Source organism: uncultured Pseudophaeobacter sp. (assembly GCA_905479575.1).
In the GTDB taxonomy this organism is placed as follows: Bacteria; Pseudomonadota; Alphaproteobacteria; order Rhodobacterales; family Rhodobacteraceae; genus Pseudophaeobacter.
In genome coordinates this window covers 89,749-109,627 of record CAJQNB010000017.1, presented here as the reverse complement: position 1 = coordinate 109,627, position 19,879 = coordinate 89,749, and the positions used below count along the sequence as shown (strand labels likewise).

The window sequence follows — 19,879 nt, the reverse complement described above, 5'->3', positions numbered from 1 at the left end:
TCAGCGTCCTCTCCTAGTCGCGCTCAGTCATAGCTCAGCCTTTCGCCCCCCTCAATCCGCCGCAGCAATATTTTCCTGCGGCGGTTTCACCTAAAATGCCGCTAAAATGTGGGGGTATTCGCCACATTTCTGCCACATTCTCGCCAGCTCAGCGCTCCAATTCCTAACCAAGATCTTAACAGGTAAACCCAAGCTTAAAGCGGCTTCCTCAGTTTGCGCCAAGCAACTCACGTCAGAATGACCTATCGCCCCCCGTGGTTCCAGGGGCAATTTTCTTGGCTAAGCGTTTAGTGTAAAGGGAAAAGTATATGACGAGTATTCAGTTTAACTCTGGCTCCTCGACGGCGCTGCAGCTTTTGGGCGGCGCGGTTCAGGAAAAAGAGCAAGCCCAGGAAGAAGTCTCTACCGGTAAGAAAATCAATTCAGCAAAGGACCAGGCTGCGCTCTGGGCGATTACTCAAGTGATGGAAAGCGATACAAGCGCCTATGCCGCAGTCTCTGACACACTGTCCTTGAACGAAGCGACCACATCTGTTGCCGCCTTGGGGGCCGAGCAAGCCACCGAGATTCTGACAGAAATGAAAGAACTGGCGATCCTTGGAACCTCCGGTCTGGTGGATTTTGCCAAACTAGAAGAGCAAATGGTCCAAAAGACAGAACAGTTGAACAATGTGATCTCTTCCACCCAGTTCAACGGGGTCAATCTGCTGAAGTCGGATATTGACGGCACCGGCAATACATCTTTGACGGTGCCAGAGGCCGTGTCACGCGACGGCTCCTCAGCGCTCGCCGGGCTGGCCAGCTTTTCTGTCGACAGTCTCGATTTTGAAGGCAGCGCCGATTTCGATATCAACAGCCGTACCGCGATCACCGACAGTGCTTCGGCCCTGACCGCTCTGGGTGAGATCGAGGGGTTCTTCAACTTTGCCAGCGAAGGCGCTGCCAGGATGGGGGCCGCCACCAGTCGCATAACCAGTCAGAATGAATTCATTGGTAAACTTGCGGATGCCACGCGAGCCGGCACCAGTGCACTTCGGGATGCAAACATCGAAGATGCCGCCGCCAGGCTAAAATCTGCAAGCGTCGCGGTCCAGCTGGGCCAAACCTCGCTTGCCATCGCCAATGCCTCGCCCCAGACCCTGCTGGCGATCTCCTGATCCGTTTCAGACCTAGCACAACTCCTCCAGCGGCCTTGTCCCGGCGTGTCTCTTCTCACCGCCGGGACATCTCGTTCTGATTTTGGTTTTCCTTCCCCGGCCCCCACTGTAGACATCCTGCATTCACCACCGGGAGAGCAGGAATGTCAGTTACGCCGATGATGGCACAATACCTCGACATCAAGGCACAGTATCCAGATGCGCTGCTGTTTTACCGGATGGGCGACTTCTACGAGATGTTCTTTGATGATGCGGTCAACGCCGCTGAAGCCCTGGATATCGCGCTGACCAAACGGGGCAAGCACGATGGCGAAGACATCCCCATGTGTGGCGTGCCGTTCCACGCCGCCGAGGGGTATCTGCTCACCCTGATCCGCAAGGGCTTTCGCGTTGCTGTGGGTGAACAGCTGGAAACACCGGCCGAAGCCAAAAAACGCGGTGGCAAATCGGTGGTCAAACGCGACGTGGTGCGGCTTGTCACCCCCGGCACCCTGACAGAGGACTCGCTGCTCGAGGCCCGCCGCCATAATTTTCTCGTCTCCTATTCCGAACTGCGGGATGAATCCGCCCTGGCCTGGGCCGATATTTCAACCGGTGCCTTTCACGTCATGCCCATCAGCCAAGTGCGCCTTTCGCCTGAACTGGCCCGTTTGGCGCCCTCAGAGCTGATTGTGGCAGATGGTCCCACTTATGAAGCAACCGCACCCCTGGCTGAGGAATACAAAATCCCCGTGACTCCGCTGGGCAAGGCAAGCTTTGACAGCACCGCAGCGGAAAAGAGGATCTGCAGCCTGTTCGGCGTCAGCGCGCTTGATGGGTTTGGCAGCTTCAACCGCGCTGAAATCTCGGCCATGGGAGCCCTGATCGACTATCTGGAGATCACCCAAAAAGGCAAACTGCCACTGCTGCAACAGCCGGTGCAGGAAGCCGAAGACCGTGTAGTGCAGATTGACGCCTCCACCCGCGCCAGCCTGGAACTGACACGGTCGCTCTCTGGCGCCCGGGCTGGCTCTCTGCTCTCGGCTGTGGATCGCACTGTTACCCCCGGCGGCGCCCGGCTGCTGGAACAGCGCCTTTCCAGCCCCTCGCGAAACCTGGACGTGATCAATGCCCGGCTTGCGGCGCTCGACTTTGCGGTAGACCACGATCAGCTTTGCGAAGACCTGCGCGATGCCCTGCGCAAAACCCCGGACCTGGACCGCGCCCTGTCGCGGCTGGCCCTGGAACGTGGCGGCCCGCGGGATCTCGCTGCCATCCGCAACGGCCTGGCCCAGGCCAATGCCATCGCTGACAGAAACGCCAGCGAAGACCTGCCACCGCTGGTCAGCGCCGCCACGACGGATCTCACCGGGTTTGAGGCTCTGTTGGATCTGCTGGAGGCCGCCCTGATCGCCGAGCCACCGCTTTTGGCCCGCGACGGCGGCTTTATCGCCGTCGGCTATGATGAAGACCTGGATGAGGCCCGCACCCTGCGCGACGAGGGTCGCTCGATTATTGCTGGCATGCAGCAGGAATATGCCGCCCATACCGGCATCACCTCGCTGAAAATCAAACACAACAATGTGCTGGGTTACTTCATTGAAACCACAGCCACCCATGCGGAAAAAATGCTCTCTGCGCCGCTGTCGGAAAAATACATCCACCGCCAAACCACCGCCAATCAGGTGCGGTTCACCACGGTTGAACTCAGCGAGATTGAGACCCGGATCCTGAACTCAGGAAATCGCGCGTTAGAGATTGAAAAGCGGCTCTATTCCGCACTTTCGACTGCCATCATGGACCAGGCTGCCCGCCTAAACGGTGCCGCGCGAGGCCTGGCAGAGCTGGATCTGCTGACCGCCCTGGCGGATCTGGCGCGCGGCGAAAACTGGGCGCGGCCCCGCGTCGATGCCTCCCGTGCCTTTGCCATCACCGGCGGGCGTCACCCGGTTGTGGAACGCGCCCTGCGACAACAGGGCGGCGATACCTTCGTAGCCAATGATTGTGATCTCTCGGCCACCAACGGCGCCGCTGTCTGGCTTTTGACCGGTCCCAATATGGCGGGTAAATCGACCTTCCTGCGGCAAAACGCACTGATTGCTCTCCTGGCCCAGATGGGCAGTTACGTACCAGCGAAAACCGCCCATATCGGCCTGGTCAGCCAGCTATTCAGTCGGGTTGGAGCCTCAGATGATCTGGCGCGGGGCCGCTCTACCTTTATGGTGGAAATGGTAGAAACCGCCGCCATCCTCAACCAGGCGGACGACCGTGCTCTGGTCATCCTCGACGAAATCGGCCGCGGCACCGCCACCTATGACGGGCTCTCCATCGCCTGGGCGACGCTGGAACACCTCCACGCGGTGAACCAATCCCGTGCCCTCTTTGCCACCCATTACCACGAATTGACCCAGCTCTCGACCACGCTGTCCGGCGTCGAAAACGCCACGGTCTCGGTCAAGGAATGGGAGGGCGAGGTGATCTTCCTGCACGAAGTCAAAAAGGGCGCCGCAGATCGCTCTTACGGGGTGCAGGTGGCGCAGCTGGCCGGCCTGCCAACCAGCGTGGTGGCCCGCGCCCGCGATGTGCTGGACCTGTTGGAACAAGGCAGCCGCGAAGGCGCAGGAGCAAAGATAAAGATCGATGATCTGCCACTCTTTGCCGCTGCCCCGCCTCCACAACCAAAACCTGCCGCTGGTCCCTCCCCTGTTGACCAGCTGCTCAGCGACATTCACCCGGATGAGCTTTCCCCACGTGAAGCCCTGGAGGCGCTTTACCGCCTAAAAGAAGCAAGCAAATAACCAGAAAATAAAAAGGGCGGCTGCCGATTGGGCGCCGCTCTTTCATCTTACCAAAAATACCTGCGCCGCAGGCACGGGTCCCCGCGGGCCCGTTCCGCTACAGCTGCCAGCATCAGGCCGGAGTGGAGGACACACCAACCTGGGCCGGCCGCAACAGCCGGTCATGCAACATAAAGCCCTCAGCCGAGACCTGAATGATATCGCCAGCCTTGGTGCCAGGCACCGGAGCCTCAAACATCGCCTCATGCACCTGCGGGTCAAAACGATCGCCAACCTGGGGTGACACAACCCGCACCCCGTGTTTTTCAAACACACCAACAAGCGCGCGCATGGTCAGCTCAACACCCTCGATAAGCGCCGCAGAAACTTCTTTCTGCTCATCCGTGGCGGATTCAACCGCGCGCTTCAGGTTGTCAAACACCGGCAGCATATCACGCGACAGTTTTGAGCCGCCATATTGCTCCGCTTCGCGACGTGCCTTATCACCGCGTTTGCGGGAGTTTTCGGCATCCGCCAGCGCACGCATAAACCGGTCTTTATACTCGTCCCGTTCTGCCCGCAGCTCATCCAACTCAATTGCAGCATCGTCCATTTCAGCCATTTCCGCCGCCAGCTCTTCCGCTTCGACATTTTCGATGTCGTCCAAAAAATCGTCGTTTCTGGGCTCTGCCATTTTTTCAACCTCTAGCTCCGGTCAGAAAGCAATTTCCCAACCAGTTGCGCCGTGTAATCCACAATCGGCACAATCCGTCCGTAATTCAGGCGAGTCGGGCCAATCACCCCAACCGCGCCAATGATCTTTCGATCCGAGTTCATATAGGGAGAGACCACCAAAGAGGAACCCGAAAGTGAAAAAAGTTTGTTCTCTGAACCGATAAAAATGCGCACACCTTCGCCGTCCTCGGTCAGTTCAAGAAATTCAGCAATATCTTGCTTGCGCTCCAGGTCATCAAACAGGCTGCGAATAAGATCGAGCTCCTTTGGCACTCCACCACCCTCGCCCAATAGATTCGCCCGTCCCCGCACGATCAAACGGGCCTGTTCATTGCCGTCGTCTTCCCAGGCGGCCAGCCCGCTTTCGATCATGTCCTGCGCCAGAACATCAATTTCCTGCCGCCGCGCATCAATCTCTTTCTGCATGTCGCGCCGTACACCGCTCAGGGTGCGCCCTTCAATCAGCGCGTTGAGAAAATTTGCCGCCTCGCGCATTGAACTGGGGGTTTGACCCGGTGGTGGGGTGAACAGGCGGTTTTCCACATGACCGTCGGAGAACACCAAAACCACCAGCGCTCGATCCTGTGCCAACGACACAAATTCGATATGGCGGATTTCGCTTTCCTGTTTCGGCGTCAGCACCAGGGACGCACCCTGAGTCACCCCGGACAGGGCCGCGCCCACCCGATCCAACATGCCACCAACATCTCCGGCGTTCTTGCCTAAAGTGGCATCAATCTTTTCCCGGTCATGGGCCTTCAGATCCTCGACCTCCAACAAGCCATCGACAAACATCCGCAGCCCGCGTTGGGTGGGAATGCGGCCGGCGCTGACATGAGGGCTGTCCAGCAATCCAAGATACTCCAGATCCTGCATCACGTTACGCACCGTCGCCGCGCTGACCTTCTCATTGAGAGATCGCGTCAAGGTACGGCTGCCAACCGGTTCGCCACTTTCAAGATAGCTTTCAACAACCACCCGGAATACCTCCCGGGAGCGATCATTCATGTCACTCAGTATCTCTTTGGCATCTGTCATCTGTAATTTTTCGATCATTTCTGGCTGGAGAACACCCTGTTTGCCAATTTGCATTAAAGAGCGATCAGGGAAAAGGTCAATCATGCTTGCATCCCCGCACTCCCGGCGGCTATCGGATGGGCAGCAAAAAGAAGGATAGCCCATGCGCCCCTCAAAGAGAGACCTAAATGAAATGCGCGCCGTGTCGATCGAGACCGGCTTTACCAAACATGCCGAAGGATCCTGCCTGATCAAGATGGGTGATACGCATGTGCTGTGCACCGCCAGCCTGGAACCACGGGTGCCACCCTTCATCAAAGGCTCCGGTCTGGGCTGGGTCACTGCTGAATACGGCATGCTGCCTCGCGCCACCAACACCCGTATGCGTCGCGAAGCCGCGTCAGGCAAACAGGGTGGCCGCACCGTTGAAATCCAGCGCCTGATTGGCCGCGCCCTGCGCGCCGGCGTTGACCGGGTGGCCCTGGGTGAGCGCCAGATCACCATCGACTGCGACGTCTTGCAGGCAGACGGTGGCACCCGCTGCGCCGCGATCACCGGTGGCTGGGTCGCCCTGCGTCTGGCGGTAAATAAGCTGATGAAAGCCGGTGACGTAAAAATTGATCCGCTGATGGATCCTGTCTCGGCAATTTCCTGCGGCATCTATGCCGGCCAGCCAGTGCTTGATCTGGACTACCCCGAAGATTCTGAGGCCGGCGTTGACGGCAACTTTATCATGACCGGTTCTGGTAAACTGATCGAAGTGCAGATGTCTGCCGAGGGCTCAATCTTTTCCCGCGATCAAATGAACCAGCTGATGGATCTGGCCGAAAAAGGCACCTCAGAGCTGGCAGCCCTGCAAAAGGCAGCCTGCGCATGAGCCGCAAGTTTGAAGGCGACCAGATTCTGGTCGCCACTCACAACGCAGGCAAGCTGCAGGAGATCACCGAGATCCTTGCGCCCTTTGGCGTCAAGGTTGTCGGCGCAGCCGAGATGAACCTGCCGGAACCGGAAGAAACCGAAGACACCTTTGTCGGCAATGCCCGGATCAAGGCACATGCGGCAGCACAGGCTACCGGCCTCCCTGCCCTGTCCGACGACAGCGGCATCACCATTGATGCGCTGGATGGCGCCCCCGGTGTCTATACCGCCGATTGGGCCGAAACCGGCAATGGGCGTGATTTTATGATGGCGATGACTCGCGCCAATGATGAAATCACCGCAAAAGGCCCCGATGCTCCGCGCAGCGCCCAGTTCCGCTGTACCCTGGTTCTGGCCTGGCCCGATGGCCATGATGAAGTATTCGAAGGCGTCATGGCCGGCGATCTGGTCTGGCCCATTCGCGGTGAAGCTGGGTTTGGTTATGACCCGATGTTCATGCCCGAGGGCTATGACGTGACCTGCGCCCAGATGGACAAGGCCGAAAAGAACCGTATCAGCCACCGTGGCCGCGCGGTCAGCGCCTTTATCAAAGGCTGTTTTAGTGGATGATTGGCGACATGGGGGCTTTGGCCTATATGTGCATTGGCCCTTTTGTCAGGCCAAATGCCCCTATTGCGACTTCAACAGTCATGTCACCGCAAATATAGACCAGAAACTATGGGTTAGAGCCTACCTGAGTGAGCTCAAAAGAGTCTCACAGGGGATGGAGGGTCGGGTTCTTAACTCTATCTTCTTTGGCGGTGGCACCCCCTCGCTGATGATGCCTGAAACCGTCGCCGCCGTGATTGAAGGCGCACGTGAAATATGGCCCTTTGCCAATGACATCGAGATCACTCTTGAAGCCAATCCAGGCTCTGTTGAGGCAGGACGTTTTGCCGGCTATCGCGACGGCGGCGTCAACCGTATCTCGATGGGCATTCAAGCGCTCAACAATGAGGACCTGCGCCGCCTTGGGCGTATCCATTCCGTGGAGGAGGCCCGCGCCGCCTTTGACATTGCCCGCACCTGTTTTGACCGGGTCAGCTTTGACCTGATCTATGCGCGTCAGGGACAGGACCTGGCCCATTGGCAGCGCGAACTTTCCCAAGCCCTGAATATGGCGATTGACCATCTGTCGCTCTATCAGCTCACCATCGAGGAAGGCACCGCCTTTGGCGATCGCTACGCCCGTGGAAAACTGCGCGACCTGCCCACAGATGACACGGCAGCTGACATGTACCAGGCCACACAAGAAATCTGTGCCGCCCATGGCATGCCCGCCTATGAGATCTCCAACCACGCCCGCCCTGGAGAAGAATCCCGTCACAACCAGATCTATTGGCGTTATGGCGACTACCTCGGCATCGGTCCGGGGGCCCATGGCCGCGTCACACGCAACGGCCAGCGCTATGCCACCGAAACACATCGCGCCCCCGGCGCCTGGCTGAAAGCGGTGGCCGATGGCTCCGGGGAGAGCCTGTGCCAAGCCCTACCCCGTGAAGATACCGCAATTGAGTACATGATGATGTCGATGCGCCTTGCCGAAGGCATGAACATCCCACGCTATACTGCCCTGTCGGGTCAGGCCCTGCCACAGGACCGCGTTGACGACCTTGTTAATCTTGGCATGGTAACTACATCGGATCAGGTAATTCGCGCGACAGATCAGGGCCGCGCAGTCCTGAATGCGGTGCTTCGGGAACTTCTGGTTGATTGACCTAATTGAAGTTGGATTAGACAGATGAGATTTCTCTATGCCGCGCTTGGGTTACTGTCACTCGGTCTGGCCGTCATAGGTATCGTGCTGCCGCTTCTGCCCACCGTTCCTTTTCTTCTGCTGGCGGCCTTCTTCTTTGCCAACTCATCCGAACGCCTGCATTCCTGGTTGATCAACCACCGCACATTTGGCCCTATGATCCTGGATTGGAATGAACGTGGCGCCATTCGTCCAGCCGCAAAAAAGGCGGCAACCGTTTCGATTGCCGCCGTTCTGTTGCTATCTCTTATATTGGGAGCCCCCTCCCATGTGGTGCTCATCCAGGTTGTCGTCTTGACAGCAGTCCTGACCTTTATCTGGACCCGCCCTGGCGCCTGACTATTTGCTCAGGATGTTACAAATCTCATCCAGCTGATCGAGCGTCTCATAGCTAATGGTGACAGATCCGCTTTCGCCACCTGCCTTGTGATCAATCGACACCTTCATCCGTAGAATGGCAGAAAGATCGCCCTCTAACGCCTTGGTATCTGCATCCTTATCTGTTGACCGTGGCGACCTGCGCGGAGCCGCAGAAGCCTGAAGCCCGGCGGCATCCTTTTTCACCAAAGCTTCCGTAGCCCGGACCGACAACCCGCCTTTGACAATTTTACTCGCCAGTTCAGAGGCATTGTCCGAGGTGATCAAAGCCCGCGCATGGCCCGCTGACAGTTTACGGTCATTGACCAGGGCGCGCACGTCCTCTGGCAGGTGCAGCAGCCTGACCAAATTGGCAATATGGCTCCGGCTTTTCCCCAGCGCCTCTGCCATGCGTTCCTGGGTATGGCCAAAGCGTTCCATCAGCTGTTTATAGCTCTGGGCTTCTTCCATTGCATTCAAATCAGAGCGCTGGATGTTTTCAATGATGGCAACTTCCATCATCTCGACATCCGAATAGTCCCGAATAAGAACCGGAACTTCGTGCAGCTGTGCCGCCTGGGCCGCGCGCCAGCGCCGCTCACCCGCAACAATTTCATACATGTCGCCGTCCCGAGGCCGCACGATCAGGGGCTGCAGGACCCCCTTTTCCTTGATCGATGCCGTCAGATCATCAAGATCCTCTTGCAGGAATTGACGGCGCGGCTGATCAGGGTTGGCAATCACCTTCTCGATCGGGACCAGAACCTCTGCGTTTCGTGCGGCCTGCACTTCTGTGCTCACCGGTTCCGAATTCACATCCGCCATCAAGGCAGACAGGCCACGGCCCAATCCGCGGGGTTTGTTTCTTTTCTCTGACATTTTCTACTCCGCTCTCAAGCCGCGACTGTTTGGTTATTCGATATCAACTCTTGCGCCAAAGCACGGTACGCCTTTGCCCCTAGGGAGTTGCTATCATAGTTGAGCACTGGCAAAGCGTAGGACGGGGCCTCGCTGACCCGCACATTGCGTGGGATTTTTGTTTGAAAAACCAGATCGCCCAGATTGTCTCGCGCATCCTGTTCAACCTGCTGCGACAAGTTATTGCGGCGGTCAAACATCGTCAAAACCACCCCTTCTATCCGCAGATCCGGATTGGCCGATTGCCGCACTTCCCGAATTGTGAGCAGCAGTTGCGACACACCTTCCAGGGCAAAAAATTCGCTCTGCAAGGGGATCAACACCGAATGGGAGGCTACCATCGCATTGACGGTCAACAGGTTAAGAGAAGGTGGACAGTCGATCAGCACATAATCCCAATCGTATTCGTCCATCGCCGTTTGCCGCAACGCATCATGCAGCAAGAAGCTCCGCTTTTCATTGGCAAAAAGCTCAATATCAGCGGAGCTAAGGTCGACAGTCGCAGGAATCACGCAAAGGTCTTCGATTTCCGTAGTACGAATCACTTCATTTAGTGGGGCGTCATCAACCAACAGATCATATGTAGTGGCGTCTCGATCCGCACTCTCGATGCCCAAGCCGGTGGAAGCATTCCCCTGGGGGTCCAGATCCACCACCAACACTCGTAGTCCTGTCTCAACCAAAGCGGCCGCGAGGTTGATTGCTGTTGTTGTCTTACCCACCCCGCCCTTTTGATTTGCAACCGCGATAATTCGAGGCCCCTCCGGGCGGGATAAATCAGGCACGAGCGACTCCCTTGATCTTAAGAATAACTGCTTCAGTCTCAGTCAAACTTGTAATTGGTTCAACGTCGAATCGCCATCGCTGAGCTGCCTTATCCACTTCTTTTTTCCAGTTCACCCCTTTGGGGAACACAGCTGTACCGTCAACAGCCAGGTGGCGTTGGGAAAATTCGAGAAGAGCATCTAGATCAGCAACCGCACGCGCGGATAGTATATCTGCATTCTGTGGCACAGCCTGTTCAATTCGCTCGGTCAGTACAGAAATTGAAACCCCGCATTCCCGCGCTGCAGTTCGCAGAAAAGCCGATTTTCTCTGATCGCTTTCGATCAACGTAACCCTGGTTTTTGGTGAGCGTTCTGCAGCCATGATGGCGACAACAATTCCCGGGAACCCGCCGCCGCTGCCGATATCCACCCAGCTTTCACCTGCATCTTCTACGCAGGTGAAGACCTGCACCGAATCTACGATATGCCTCTGCCAAAGATCTGTTAAGCTGCTTTTTGAGACCAAATTAATTCTCGGGTTCCACTTTAGCAGAACCTCCTCGAATTTTTCTAACCGCTCTATTGTTTCACGTGAAACATTCAACTGATCTAACAGAGCTCTCTCGCTCATCCAAGTTTCTCCTGTGAACGCATATTCTTACGCAACCGCGCCAACACCAGAGCCAGCCCTGCTGGCGTCATCCCATTGATACGACTGGCCTTTGCCAAGGTCTCAGGTCTTGCGACGGTCAGTTTCTGTTGTAACTCCGCCGAAAGACCTTCGATAGCTGTATAATCAAAATCATCTGGGATCACATGGCCTTCGTCACGCTTGACCGCTGCGATCTCTTTCTCCTGACGCGCAATATAGTGCACATATAGCGCGTCTCTCTCCAATTGCCGCATTGTCTCGATATCTGTATCAGCGATATCTGGAAGCAAAGGGATGAGATCTTCAAACCCTACATCAGGGAAAGCAAGAACTTCAAAACATGTTCTCTTGTTCCCGTCCTGATTGACGTAGATCCCCGCTGCCGAAATCTGCTTTGGTGTGAATACAGCAGCTTCCAGACCGTTTCGGGTGGTTTCCAAACGGTCCAGCTTTTCCGAAAAGGCTATCCTTCTCTCTTCAGAGATGCACCCTGCCTCAATCGCAAGAGGTGTTAGCCTTTGATCCGCATTATCCGCGCGCAGGGATAGACGGAATTCAGCCCGCGAGGTAAACATACGGTAGGGTTCTGTAACGCCATGCGTGGTAAGATCATCAACCATGACACCAATGTAGCTGTTGGACCGGCCAAACATTACCGGCTCTTCATCCCGACATTTAGCGGCAGCACTAAGGCCAGCAACCAAACCTTGCGCAGCCGCCTCCTCATATCCTGTAGTGCCGTTGATCTGCCCCGCTAGATATAGACCTGGAACATCTTTAAGTGATAGGTCCAAGGAAAGCGCCCGAGGATCAATATAGTCATATTCGATCGCATACCCCGGCTGCAGAATTTCTGCCTTTTCCAATCCGACAATTGAACGAACGTAATCCGACTGTACATCCACTGGTAGGCTTGTCGAAATTCCGTTTGGATAAACGGTGTGATCCGTCGCCCCCTCGGGTTCCAAGAAAATCTGATGCGAGGTCTTATCTGCAAATCGGACAATTTTGTCCTCGATTGAAGGGCAGTACCTGGGACCAACACCATCAATATGCCCACCATACATGGCTGATCGAGAAAGGTTCTTCCGAATAATGTCGTGGGTTTTTTCATTGGTGTGCGTAATGCCGCAGATAACCTGTTTGGCCGACAACGCCTTTGTCATAAAGGAGAAGAAGGTGGGATCCTCATCTCCTGGCTGTCCTTCGAGGATATCCCAGTTGATCGTGCGCCCATCCAGGCGCGGTGGCGTGCCGGTCTTTAGTCGACCCATCGGTAGTTCAAAGCTGTCCAACCGTTCTGCCAGTTTTACCGAAGGTCGATCCCCCATTCGGCCACCAGGCTTTGACACATCGCCAATATGGATCACCCCCCGTAGGAACGTCCCAGTCGTTAAGATTACGAACCTGCTGTGAATTTCACTTCCATCTGACAGGACCACGCCGCCCACTTTAGCGCCCTGCATCAAAAAATCTGTCGCTTCCCCCTCGATGATCTCAAGGTTCTCTTGGGATTCTGTTCTTTTGAGCATTTCACGACGATAGATACCGCGGTCAGATTGCGCACGGGGGCCCTGAACAGCAGGGCCTTTGCGGCGGTTGAGCAGTCTAAACTGAATACCGGCAAGATCAGCTACTTGCCCCATTACGCCATCCATCGCGTCAATCTCGCGAACAAGGTGGCCTTTACCCAGGCCACCGATGGCTGGGTTGCAGGACATCACCCCAATACCATCGCGTGTTAGTGTGATGAGGGCTGTACGCGCGCCCATGCGCGCCGAAGCATGGGCTGCCTCGCTTCCTGCGTGACCTCCACCAATGACGACGACATCAAAATCTGAATGTTTCACGTGAAACACTCCTTATTTTCCAAGACAGAAACTTGAGAAAATCTCATCAAGGAGATTCTCGACGCCAACACGACCCACAAGCATTTCGAGGGATCGAACGGCGGACCGTATATCTTCAGCGGCAATTTCATAGAACTCCGATCCCCGTTGCAAAACAAGCTGAGCTTCGGTCAAGCTGTGCATTGCGGCAAGCATCATCTCACGGTGACGATTCCGGGTGGCGACGCCAACCTGAGTGGAGCGATCTTTCAATGTATCAGAGATATGGGAAACCAGGCGATCTACGCCCTGCCCTGTCTTCCCGGAAATGGAGCTATCCGAATCTTGCCGCATATCAGCCTTGGGCTGAAGACGGATATCCCCAGGCTGCATTTTCAAATCAATCGCTTCATCCGGTTCTACCAGAAAAACACGAAGATCGGCCTGTTCAGCGCGTTTGCGAGCAAGCTCAATTCCGATGCCTTCAACGTGATCGTCAGTATCTCTGAGACCGGCAGTATCCAGAAGTGTCACCGGCAACCCGCCAAGATCCATTCGGACCTCGATCACATCCCGCGTCGTGCCGGCATATTCTGAAGTGATAGCCGCCTCACGACCCGCTAACATATTGAGAAGCGTAGATTTTCCGACGTTTGGCGCGCCGATGATCGCCACCTCAAAACCGTCTCGAATGCGTTCTGCTATCTTGACGCCTTCGGTCTCTGCCTGCAGGTCTTGGGCGACTGCACTCAGCAGGGCTGTCACCTCGGGTGTTACATCCACAGGGACGTCTTCATCAGCAAAATCTATGGTCACCTCAATCAGCGATGCTGCCCGGATGAGATCCACCCGCCATCTTTCGGCCAACTGTCCCAGACCACCAGACAGAACCACCTGAGCCTGCTTACGCTGGGCTTCGGTTTCCGCGTCAATCAGATCTGCCAGGGCTTCGACCTGTGCTAGGTCCAATTTTCCATTTTCCAACGCCCGCCGGGTGAATTCACCAGGCTCTGCCAGACGAAGATCAGGGGTTTTGGTCAAACGGTCCAGAACTGCCGAAACCACGGCTGTACTGCCGTGGACTTGAAATTCGACAATGTTTTCGCCGGTAAAGCTGGCCGGCGCCGCAAAGCTAAGAACCAAAGCTTCGTCCAGCTGACTGCCGTCCAAATCCAGAAGGCAGCGCAGCCCCCGCCCTTTTGCAGGCAGAGGATGGTCACAAATCTGATTGGCTGCGGTCAGTGCCAGAGGGCCAGAAATGCGAATGACTGAAACTCCAGCCTTCCCCTGTGCGGAGGCCAGTGCAAAGATCGTATCCATCTTGGCCTTCCTCTTTAACTGGCCTTCGCGCTTTAGGTGTTCATCGAATCAAAGAAATCCGCGTTGGATTTGGTTTGCTTCAACTTGCCCAGGAGGAACTCGACAGCGTCGGTGGTGCCCATCGGGTTGAGGATCCGCCGCAAGACAAAGGTTTTGGCCAGATCGGCCTTGTCCACCAAAAGCTCTTCTTTCCGGGTACCGGATTTGAGAATATCGATGGCAGGATAGACCCGTTTATCGGCAATTTTGCGGTCCAGAACCAGTTCAGAGTTACCGGTCCCTTTGAATTCTTCAAAGATCACCTCATCCATACGGCTGCCGGTGTCGATCAGTGCGGTCGCGATGATGGTGAGCGAACCACCCTCTTCGATATTCCGGGCTGCACCAAAGAATCGCTTGGGGCGTTGCAGGGCATTTGCATCCACACCACCGGTCAGAACCTTGCCTGATGAGGGCACAACGGTGTTGAAGGCCCTACCAAGTCTTGTGATCGAATCAAGCAAGATAACTACATCTCGCTTATGTTCGACCAATCGCTTGGCCTTTTCGATCACCATTTCCGACACTGCAACGTGGCGTGTTGCGGGTTCATCAAAGGTAGAGGAGACAACCTCGCCTTTGACCGATCGCTGCATATCGGTGACTTCTTCAGGGCGTTCGTCGATCAGCAGAACGATCAAATAACACTCTGGGTGGTTCTGTTCGATCGAGTTGGCGATGTTCTGCAAAATCATCGTCTTACCGGTGCGTGGCGGCGCCACAATCAACGAACGCTGGCCTTTACCGATAGGCGCAACCAGGTCGATCACCCGGGCTGAGCGATCCTTGAGCGTTGGATCTTCGATTTCCATCTTCAGACGCTCATCCGGGTACAGCGGCGTCAGGTTGTCAAAGGCGATCTTGTGACGCGCTTTTTCAGGATCTTCAAAGTTGATCTTGGTGACGCTGGTCATGGCAAAATAGCGTTCTGCCTCCAGCGGGGCCTTGATCTGGCCTTCGATGGTATCGCCAGTGCGCAGCGAATGTTTGCGGATCATTTCCGGAGAAACATAAATATCATCCGGACCCGGCAAATAGTTGGCCTCGGGTGAGCGCAGGAAACCGAATCCATCCTGCAGCACTTCCAGAACCCCATCACCGCCAATTTCCCAGCCTTCATCTGCGCGTTCACGCAGAATTTGGAACATCATCTCGCCCTTGCGCATGGTCGAGGCGTTTTCGATCTCTAGCTCCTCCGCCATAGACAGAAGGTTTTTTGGGCTTTGCGCCTTGAGATCAGAAAGATTGAGGGATTCGACGGTCATTAACATATGGCCTTTTTGCCCCGGCTATTTGGGGAGAGCGATTATTATCAAGTTCGGAGAACACGAGGGCCCGGACGGGCCTGTTGGACGCCATACATAGGGGGTGAGACCTCGTAAGTCAAACCCTCTCACAGAGGCTTAAAGTCGCTCTGAGTCCCGTCCAGAGCGGCCATGGGGCGGTTGTGTCAGAACTTGAAGATCACCGAGATCACAATCACCACCATCAAAAGCGTCGGGACTTCGTTCATCAGGCGGTAGCGTCGCCCAGTGAACCTGTTTTTCCCTGCAGCAAAGTCCCGCTGACGCATCAAAAGCCAATAGTGGAACCAGGTCATACCAATCACCGCCAGAGCCTTGCTCCAGGGCCACACAGAGCCCCAATCGACCAATCCAGGCGTCGCCGCCATGAACAGCCCTGCCCCCCATGTCGCCATCATCGCTGGGCGCATGATGAAACGGTGCAATTTATGTTCCATGGTCACAAAGATCGACAGGCTTTCAGGAACCTTCTCAGCCTGCTCCACGTGATACACAAACAGCCGTGGGAGATAGAATAAACCCGCCATCCAGCTGAGCACCGCCATGATGTGCAGCGATTTGGCATATGGGTAGAGGGTGAACATCCAGTCTGTCAGGTCCATCGGTCTCTCTCTCACGCTTAGATGACCCACCCTTATAATAATAAAGAAAGATTTAAAGGATGATGTTTTTGTAGGGACAAGGATTTCAGTGGATTATTCAGTTTTTCACCCGCTTATCCCCAGTGGGGAAAACTAGGCGGCCTCATTGCCGCCACATTGGTGACACTTTGGTTAACACCCTTATGAATAAGGATAATTAACGATTTTTTAACCTAGATTACCATGGGGATAACCTTTGGAGGAATCGGGGACGAACAAGATATCCCGACTTCAGAAGTTATCCCAATCCCCGGCGGAGGAATCAGCGCGCAGTTTGGTGGAATTTCCCTTTTCCCTGTGCACTTGCCAAAATCTGGGAAAACCATACAAACCATCCTATAAACTTTCGCATCTTTTCCATGGGGTTTTCCACATGTCTGCCCACATCCTGCTGGCTTCTGGTTCCGAGATCCGAGCGCAGCTTCTGCGTCAGGCTGGTGTGCCCTTTGAGGTCCAGGTCGCCCGCGTTGATGAAGAAGCGATCAAAGCGGCGCTTTTGGCCGAAGCCGCTGATCCGCGCGATATTGCCGATGCCCTGGCCGAGGCAAAAGCACGCAAGGTGAGCATGAAAACCCCCGGCCCGCTGGTCCTGGGGTGTGATCAGGTGCTGGATTTTGAAGGCAGCTTGCTGTCCAAGCCCAAAAGCGAAGAAGAAGCGCTGGCTCAGCTTAGCGCCATGCGTGGCAAACGTCACATGCTACTGTCGGCTGCTGTGATCTACCAGGATGGGGAACCGATCTGGCGTCATGTTGGTCAGGTGCGGCTGCGAATGCACAACTGTTCGGACAGCTATCTATCCTCTTATGTGGCGCGCAACTGGCAGAGCATCCAGCACGCGGTGGGCGCTTATAAGTTGGAAGAAGAAGGCGTACGCTTGTTTTCTAACATTGAAGGGAGTTACTTTAATGTTTTGGGTCTACCTCTGGTAGAACTCCTCAACTACTTGGGACTACAGGGTGTCATTGAACAATGAGTGATAAAAAAATCCCTCTGGCCGGTGTGATTGGCTGTCCGGTAGCGCATTCCAAATCGCCACAGTTACAGAGGCATTGGCTCGAGACGTATGGCATCGCTGGGCATTATATCCCGATGCATGTGGAGCCGGAAGACCTGGAGACTGTGATCCGCACCCTGCCAAAGGCAGGGTTTGTTGGCGTCAACGTCACCATCCCGCACAAAGAAGCGGTGATGAAGATTGCGGATAAAGTCACCGACCGGGCCAAATTGATGGGTGCTGCTAATACCGTGATCTTTCGCAGTGATGGCAGTATCCTGGCAGATAATACCGATGGCTATGGCTTTATCACCAACCTGCATCAGGGCGCGCCGGATTGGGTTCCGGGCAGTGGCCCTGCAGCGGTTCTTGGGGCTGGTGGGGCCTGCCGCGCGGTGGTGGCATCGCTGATTGAGGCTGGAGTGCCGGAAATCCTGCTCTCCAATCGCACCCGCGACCGGGCTGAGCAGCTCCAAAAGGAATTTGGCAAGCGTATTCAAGTTGTTGACTGGGTTCTGGCCGGCAACATTATCGAAGAGGCAGCTTTGGTGGTAAACACCACCTCGCTGGGTATGGTGGGAAAACCGCGCCTGCGGGTGCCATTGGATGGGTTAAAGCCGCATATGGTGGTGACTGATCTGATCTATTCCCCACTCAAAACCGACCTGTTGCAGGCCGCCGAAGATGTCGGCTGCACTGTGGTTGATGGTTTGGGCATGTTGCTGCATCAGGCGGTGCCGGGATTTGAACGTTGGTTTGGTCAGCGCCCGGATGTGGATGACGCGACCAGGGCGGCGGCTTTGCGATGACATTTTATCTTGGGCTGACGGGCTCCATTGGCATGGGCAAAAGCACCACCGCAGCGATCTTTGCGCAGGCGGGTTGTGCCGTCTGGGATGCTGATGCTGCGGTGCATCGGCTGTATGCAGCGGGCGGCGCGGCTGTTGCGCCCCTGCAGCAGGCTTTTCCATCGGCGATTGTTGATGGCGCGGTCAGCCGGGAGGCCTTGAAACAGATTCTAGCCGCTGATCCCGCAGCTTTTGCGCAGCTGGAGGCAATAGTGCACCCGCTGCTGGCAGCGGACCGTCAGATTTTCAAAGACACCGCCACCAGCGATATACTGGTTTTTGATATTCCACTGCTGTTTGAAACCGGTGGTGAGGCCGCGATGGATGCGGTGGCTTGTGTTCGGGTCGACGCCGCTACGCAGCGCGCCCGGGTGTTGGAGCGGGGCACCATGACGGAGGCCCAGTTTGAACAGATCCTGGCAAAACAGATGCCCATTGATGAAAAATCTGCCCGAGCAGATTATGTCATTGAAACGGACACACTGGACCATGCAAAGACCCAGGTGAGCGCGATATTGGACCAGATCAGACAGACCCAGGCGAAACCGGCTTTGGGCGGAAAGACATCAGCAGATGCGTGAAATTGTTCTCGATACCGAGACCACCGGCTTTGACCCGTTTTCCGGCGATCGCATCGTCGAAATCGGCGCGGTTGAGTTGTTGAACCACATGCCAACCGGAGAGACCTTTCACGTCTATATCAATCCCGAACGCAGCATGCCGCAGGAAGCTTTTGGCGTGCATGGCATTGGTCCCGACCTGTTGGAGCCGCCGCAAAAACCTGAAAAAGGCCAGGTCACCCTGCGGGATAAGCCTGTTTTTGCCAAATTTGGTCAGGCTTTCTTGGATTTTGTGCGTGATTCCCGGATGGTGATCCACAACGCCAGCTTTGACATGAAATTCCTCAATGCCGAGCTGGACTGGATGGGCCTGCCCAAGCTGCCGATGGAGCAGGCGCTGGATACATTGGCCATTGCCCGCAAACGCTTTCCCGGCTCGCCGGCGACGCTGGATGCCCTGTGCCGACGGTTTCAGATTGATAACAGCAACCGGACCCTACACGGCGCCCTGCTCGATTCCGAAATTTTGGCAGAGGTCTATCTGGAGCTCATCGGGGGCCGTCAGCCGGACTTTGGTCTGTCGACCAATGCCTCCTCTGGTGGGCAGATGGCCGAAGATTGGCGCCCTACCCCGCGCCCTACCCCGCTGCCATCGCGCCTTACAGCGCAGGAGTCAGAGGCCCATGAGGCCTTTGTTGCTAAGATGGGTGAAGATGCCCTTTGGAACCAAAAGCCGGCCTAGGTCTAATATACCTCAGAGCTACAAAAAAACGCCGCTGACTTTGGTCAACGGCGTTTTTGTTTTGGTGTCAGTGCAGATTACTGCTGCGGAGCGGCGTCGGCCTGACGGCGCGCCAGTTCGTTGCGGTAGATCGCGACAAAATCGATATTGTCCAGATTTAGCGGTGGGAAACCGCCGTCACGGGTGACATCCGACACGATGCGCCGCAGGAAGGGGAAGGTCATGCGCGGGCATTCGATCAGCAAAAAGGGGTGCAGCTGGTCTTCTGGAACGCCTTCAATGTTGAAAACGCCGACATATTCCAGTTCCAACACAAACAGAACGTCGCCGTCCTCTTTGTTTTTGGATTCGATATTCAGCTTGGTCATGACCTCATACTGGTTCTCGACCGAGCGTTTCTTGGCATCCAGATTGACCGCAACGCTGACGTCGGGCTGAACTTCGCCACCGGCCCCTTTTTGGGCCATGACGTTTTCAAATGACATATCACGGATATATTGACCCAGAATATTCATCTGAACCTGGGGCTGTTGTGCGCCCCCGTTTGCGCCATTTTCGGCCATTGAGAT

At 55.7% G+C, this 19,879-nt stretch carries 20 protein-coding genes; 10 read left to right on the top strand and 10 right to left on the bottom strand.

Going from position 1 to position 19,879, the window contains the following annotated elements:
* Positions 1-308: 308 nt before the first annotated feature.
* Positions 309-1,157 carry a flagellin gene (locus QZ268_RS05840; RefSeq protein ID WP_295449455.1) on the top strand — a complete coding sequence of 283 codons (849 nt, stop codon included), beginning with the start codon at positions 309-311 and terminating at the stop codon, positions 1,155-1,157.
* A 143-nt stretch (positions 1,158-1,300) separates the two neighbouring features.
* Positions 1,301-3,934, top strand: a complete 2,634-nt coding sequence (mutS, locus tag QZ268_RS05835) for a DNA mismatch repair protein MutS (RefSeq protein WP_295449452.1) — start codon at positions 1,301-1,303, stop codon at positions 3,932-3,934.
* 112 nt (positions 3,935-4,046) lie between these two features.
* On the opposite strand, the gene QZ268_RS05830 is transcribed toward mutS, so the two are convergent.
* Both QZ268_RS05830 and hrcA read right to left on the bottom strand, forming a co-directional pair.
* A complete protein-coding gene (locus tag QZ268_RS05830; RefSeq protein WP_295449449.1) occupies positions 4,047-4,607 on the bottom strand; it encodes a nucleotide exchange factor GrpE in 561 nt (186 codons plus the stop codon).
* A gap of 11 nt (positions 4,608-4,618) precedes the next feature.
* Positions 4,619-5,686 carry a heat-inducible transcriptional repressor HrcA gene (hrcA, locus tag QZ268_RS05825; protein ID WP_295449975.1) on the bottom strand — a complete coding sequence of 356 codons (1,068 nt, stop codon included), beginning with the start codon at positions 5,684-5,686 and terminating at the stop codon, positions 4,619-4,621.
* A gap of 142 nt (positions 5,687-5,828) precedes the next feature.
* Here hrcA and rph point away from each other — a divergent pair, with 142 nt between their 5' ends.
* Genes rph through QZ268_RS05805 form a run of 4 tightly spaced genes read left to right on the top strand, consistent with a single transcriptional unit; the run spans position 5,829 to position 8,678 of the window.
* On the top strand, positions 5,829-6,542 hold the full coding sequence (gene rph, locus QZ268_RS05820) for a ribonuclease PH (RefSeq protein ID WP_295449446.1): 714 nt from the start codon (positions 5,829-5,831) through the stop codon (positions 6,540-6,542).
* Positions 6,539-7,153, top strand: coding sequence for an RdgB/HAM1 family non-canonical purine NTP pyrophosphatase (rdgB, locus tag QZ268_RS05815; RefSeq protein WP_295449443.1), 615 nt, complete (start codon positions 6,539-6,541; stop codon positions 7,151-7,153). The genes rph and rdgB overlap by 4 nt, the downstream gene beginning before the upstream one ends.
* Positions 7,146-8,300: a radical SAM family heme chaperone HemW gene (hemW, locus tag QZ268_RS05810; protein ID WP_295449440.1), complete on the top strand. Its 1,155-nt coding sequence runs from the start codon at positions 7,146-7,148 to the stop codon at positions 8,298-8,300. The genes rdgB and hemW overlap by 8 nt, the downstream gene beginning before the upstream one ends.
* Positions 8,301-8,324: 24 nt before the next feature.
* Positions 8,325-8,678 carry a YbaN family protein gene (locus QZ268_RS05805; RefSeq protein WP_295449437.1) on the top strand — a complete coding sequence of 118 codons (354 nt, stop codon included), beginning with the start codon at positions 8,325-8,327 and terminating at the stop codon, positions 8,676-8,678.
* Here the strand turns inward: QZ268_RS05805 and QZ268_RS05800 are convergent, their stop codons facing one another.
* The 7 genes from QZ268_RS05800 to QZ268_RS05770 all read right to left on the bottom strand — a co-directional run bounded on the left by QZ268_RS05800 (position 8,679) and on the right by QZ268_RS05770 (position 16,127).
* Positions 8,679-9,575 (bottom strand): ParB/RepB/Spo0J family partition protein, encoded by an 897-nt coding sequence (locus tag QZ268_RS05800; protein WP_295449434.1) that lies wholly within the window; start codon positions 9,573-9,575, stop codon positions 8,679-8,681.
* A gap of 14 nt (positions 9,576-9,589) precedes the next feature.
* Entirely contained in the window at positions 9,590-10,399 is an 810-nt protein-coding gene (locus tag QZ268_RS05795) for an AAA family ATPase (RefSeq protein ID WP_295449431.1), read from the bottom strand.
* Complete coding sequence (rsmG, locus tag QZ268_RS05790; RefSeq protein ID WP_295449428.1) at positions 10,392-11,012, bottom strand: 16S rRNA (guanine(527)-N(7))-methyltransferase RsmG; 621 nt, start codon at positions 11,010-11,012, stop codon at positions 10,392-10,394. Before rsmG ends, QZ268_RS05795 begins: the two co-directional genes overlap by 8 nt.
* Positions 11,009-12,883 carry a tRNA uridine-5-carboxymethylaminomethyl(34) synthesis enzyme MnmG gene (gene mnmG / locus QZ268_RS05785; protein WP_295449424.1) on the bottom strand — a complete coding sequence of 625 codons (1,875 nt, stop codon included), beginning with the start codon at positions 12,881-12,883 and terminating at the stop codon, positions 11,009-11,011. Before mnmG ends, rsmG begins: the two co-directional genes overlap by 4 nt.
* Positions 12,884-12,895: 12 nt before the next feature.
* Positions 12,896-14,182 (bottom strand): tRNA uridine-5-carboxymethylaminomethyl(34) synthesis GTPase MnmE, encoded by a 1,287-nt coding sequence (mnmE, locus tag QZ268_RS05780; protein WP_295449421.1) that lies wholly within the window; start codon positions 14,180-14,182, stop codon positions 12,896-12,898.
* 32 nt (positions 14,183-14,214) lie between these two features.
* A complete protein-coding gene (rho, locus tag QZ268_RS05775) occupies positions 14,215-15,486 on the bottom strand; it encodes a transcription termination factor Rho (protein ID WP_295449418.1) in 1,272 nt (423 codons plus the stop codon).
* Positions 15,487-15,671: 185 nt separating this feature from the next.
* Positions 15,672-16,127 (bottom strand): CopD family protein, encoded by a 456-nt coding sequence (locus QZ268_RS05770; RefSeq protein WP_295449416.1) that lies wholly within the window; start codon positions 16,125-16,127, stop codon positions 15,672-15,674.
* A 412-nt stretch (positions 16,128-16,539) separates the two neighbouring features.
* On the opposite strand from QZ268_RS05770, the gene QZ268_RS05765 reads away from it, so the two are divergent.
* From QZ268_RS05765 to dnaQ, 4 genes are read left to right on the top strand one after another with little or no spacing between them, the layout of a single operon-like run.
* On the top strand, positions 16,540-17,139 hold the full coding sequence (locus QZ268_RS05765) for a nucleoside triphosphate pyrophosphatase (RefSeq protein WP_295449413.1): 600 nt from the start codon (positions 16,540-16,542) through the stop codon (positions 17,137-17,139).
* Entirely contained in the window at positions 17,136-17,969 is an 834-nt protein-coding gene (locus QZ268_RS05760) for a shikimate dehydrogenase (protein WP_295449410.1), read from the top strand. The genes QZ268_RS05765 and QZ268_RS05760 overlap by 4 nt, the downstream gene beginning before the upstream one ends.
* Positions 17,966-18,589 (top strand): dephospho-CoA kinase, encoded by a 624-nt coding sequence (gene coaE, locus QZ268_RS05755; RefSeq protein ID WP_295449407.1) that lies wholly within the window; start codon positions 17,966-17,968, stop codon positions 18,587-18,589. Before QZ268_RS05760 ends, coaE begins: the two co-directional genes overlap by 4 nt.
* Complete coding sequence (gene dnaQ / locus QZ268_RS05750; RefSeq protein ID WP_295449404.1) at positions 18,582-19,310, top strand: DNA polymerase III subunit epsilon; 729 nt, start codon at positions 18,582-18,584, stop codon at positions 19,308-19,310. The genes coaE and dnaQ overlap by 8 nt, the downstream gene beginning before the upstream one ends.
* Before the next feature lie 77 nt (positions 19,311-19,387).
* Here dnaQ and secB read toward each other — a convergent pair whose 3' ends face one another.
* Positions 19,388-19,873 carry a protein-export chaperone SecB gene (gene secB, locus QZ268_RS05745; protein ID WP_295449401.1) on the bottom strand — a complete coding sequence of 162 codons (486 nt, stop codon included), beginning with the start codon at positions 19,871-19,873 and terminating at the stop codon, positions 19,388-19,390.
* Positions 19,874-19,879 lie beyond the last annotated feature (6 nt).

Excerpts from the sequence above, each read along its gene's own strand:
- QZ268_RS05760 (WP_295449410.1), top strand. The coding sequence starts at position 17,136 with ATGAGTGATAAAAAAATCCCTCTGGCCGGTGTGATTGGCTGTCCGGTA.
- secB (WP_295449401.1), bottom strand. The coding sequence starts at position 19,873 with ATGGCCGAAAATGGCGCAAACGGGGGCGCACAACAGCCCCAGGTTCAG.
- mutS (WP_295449452.1), top strand. The coding sequence starts at position 1,301 with ATGTCAGTTACGCCGATGATGGCACAATACCTCGACATCAAGGCACAG.
- rph (WP_295449446.1), top strand. The coding sequence starts at position 5,829 with ATGCGCCCCTCAAAGAGAGACCTAAATGAAATGCGCGCCGTGTCGATC.
- QZ268_RS05830 (WP_295449449.1), bottom strand. The coding sequence starts at position 4,607 with ATGGCAGAGCCCAGAAACGACGATTTTTTGGACGACATCGAAAATGTC.
- hrcA (WP_295449975.1), bottom strand. The coding sequence starts at position 5,686 with ATGACAGATGCCAAAGAGATACTGAGTGACATGAATGATCGCTCCCGG.
- rdgB (WP_295449443.1), top strand. The coding sequence starts at position 6,539 with ATGAGCCGCAAGTTTGAAGGCGACCAGATTCTGGTCGCCACTCACAAC.
- QZ268_RS05805 (WP_295449437.1), top strand. The coding sequence starts at position 8,325 with ATGAGATTTCTCTATGCCGCGCTTGGGTTACTGTCACTCGGTCTGGCC.
- QZ268_RS05800 (WP_295449434.1), bottom strand. The coding sequence starts at position 9,575 with ATGTCAGAGAAAAGAAACAAACCCCGCGGATTGGGCCGTGGCCTGTCT.
- QZ268_RS05770 (WP_295449416.1), bottom strand. The coding sequence starts at position 16,127 with ATGGACCTGACAGACTGGATGTTCACCCTCTACCCATATGCCAAATCG.
- coaE (WP_295449407.1), top strand. The coding sequence starts at position 17,966 with ATGACATTTTATCTTGGGCTGACGGGCTCCATTGGCATGGGCAAAAGC.
- rho (WP_295449418.1), bottom strand. The coding sequence starts at position 15,486 with ATGACCGTCGAATCCCTCAATCTTTCTGATCTCAAGGCGCAAAGCCCA.
- dnaQ (WP_295449404.1), top strand. The coding sequence starts at position 18,582 with ATGCGTGAAATTGTTCTCGATACCGAGACCACCGGCTTTGACCCGTTT.
- QZ268_RS05840 (WP_295449455.1), top strand. The coding sequence starts at position 309 with ATGACGAGTATTCAGTTTAACTCTGGCTCCTCGACGGCGCTGCAGCTT.
- rsmG (WP_295449428.1), bottom strand. The coding sequence starts at position 11,012 with ATGAGCGAGAGAGCTCTGTTAGATCAGTTGAATGTTTCACGTGAAACA.
- QZ268_RS05765 (WP_295449413.1), top strand. The coding sequence starts at position 16,540 with ATGTCTGCCCACATCCTGCTGGCTTCTGGTTCCGAGATCCGAGCGCAG.
- mnmE (WP_295449421.1), bottom strand. The coding sequence starts at position 14,182 with ATGGATACGATCTTTGCACTGGCCTCCGCACAGGGGAAGGCTGGAGTT.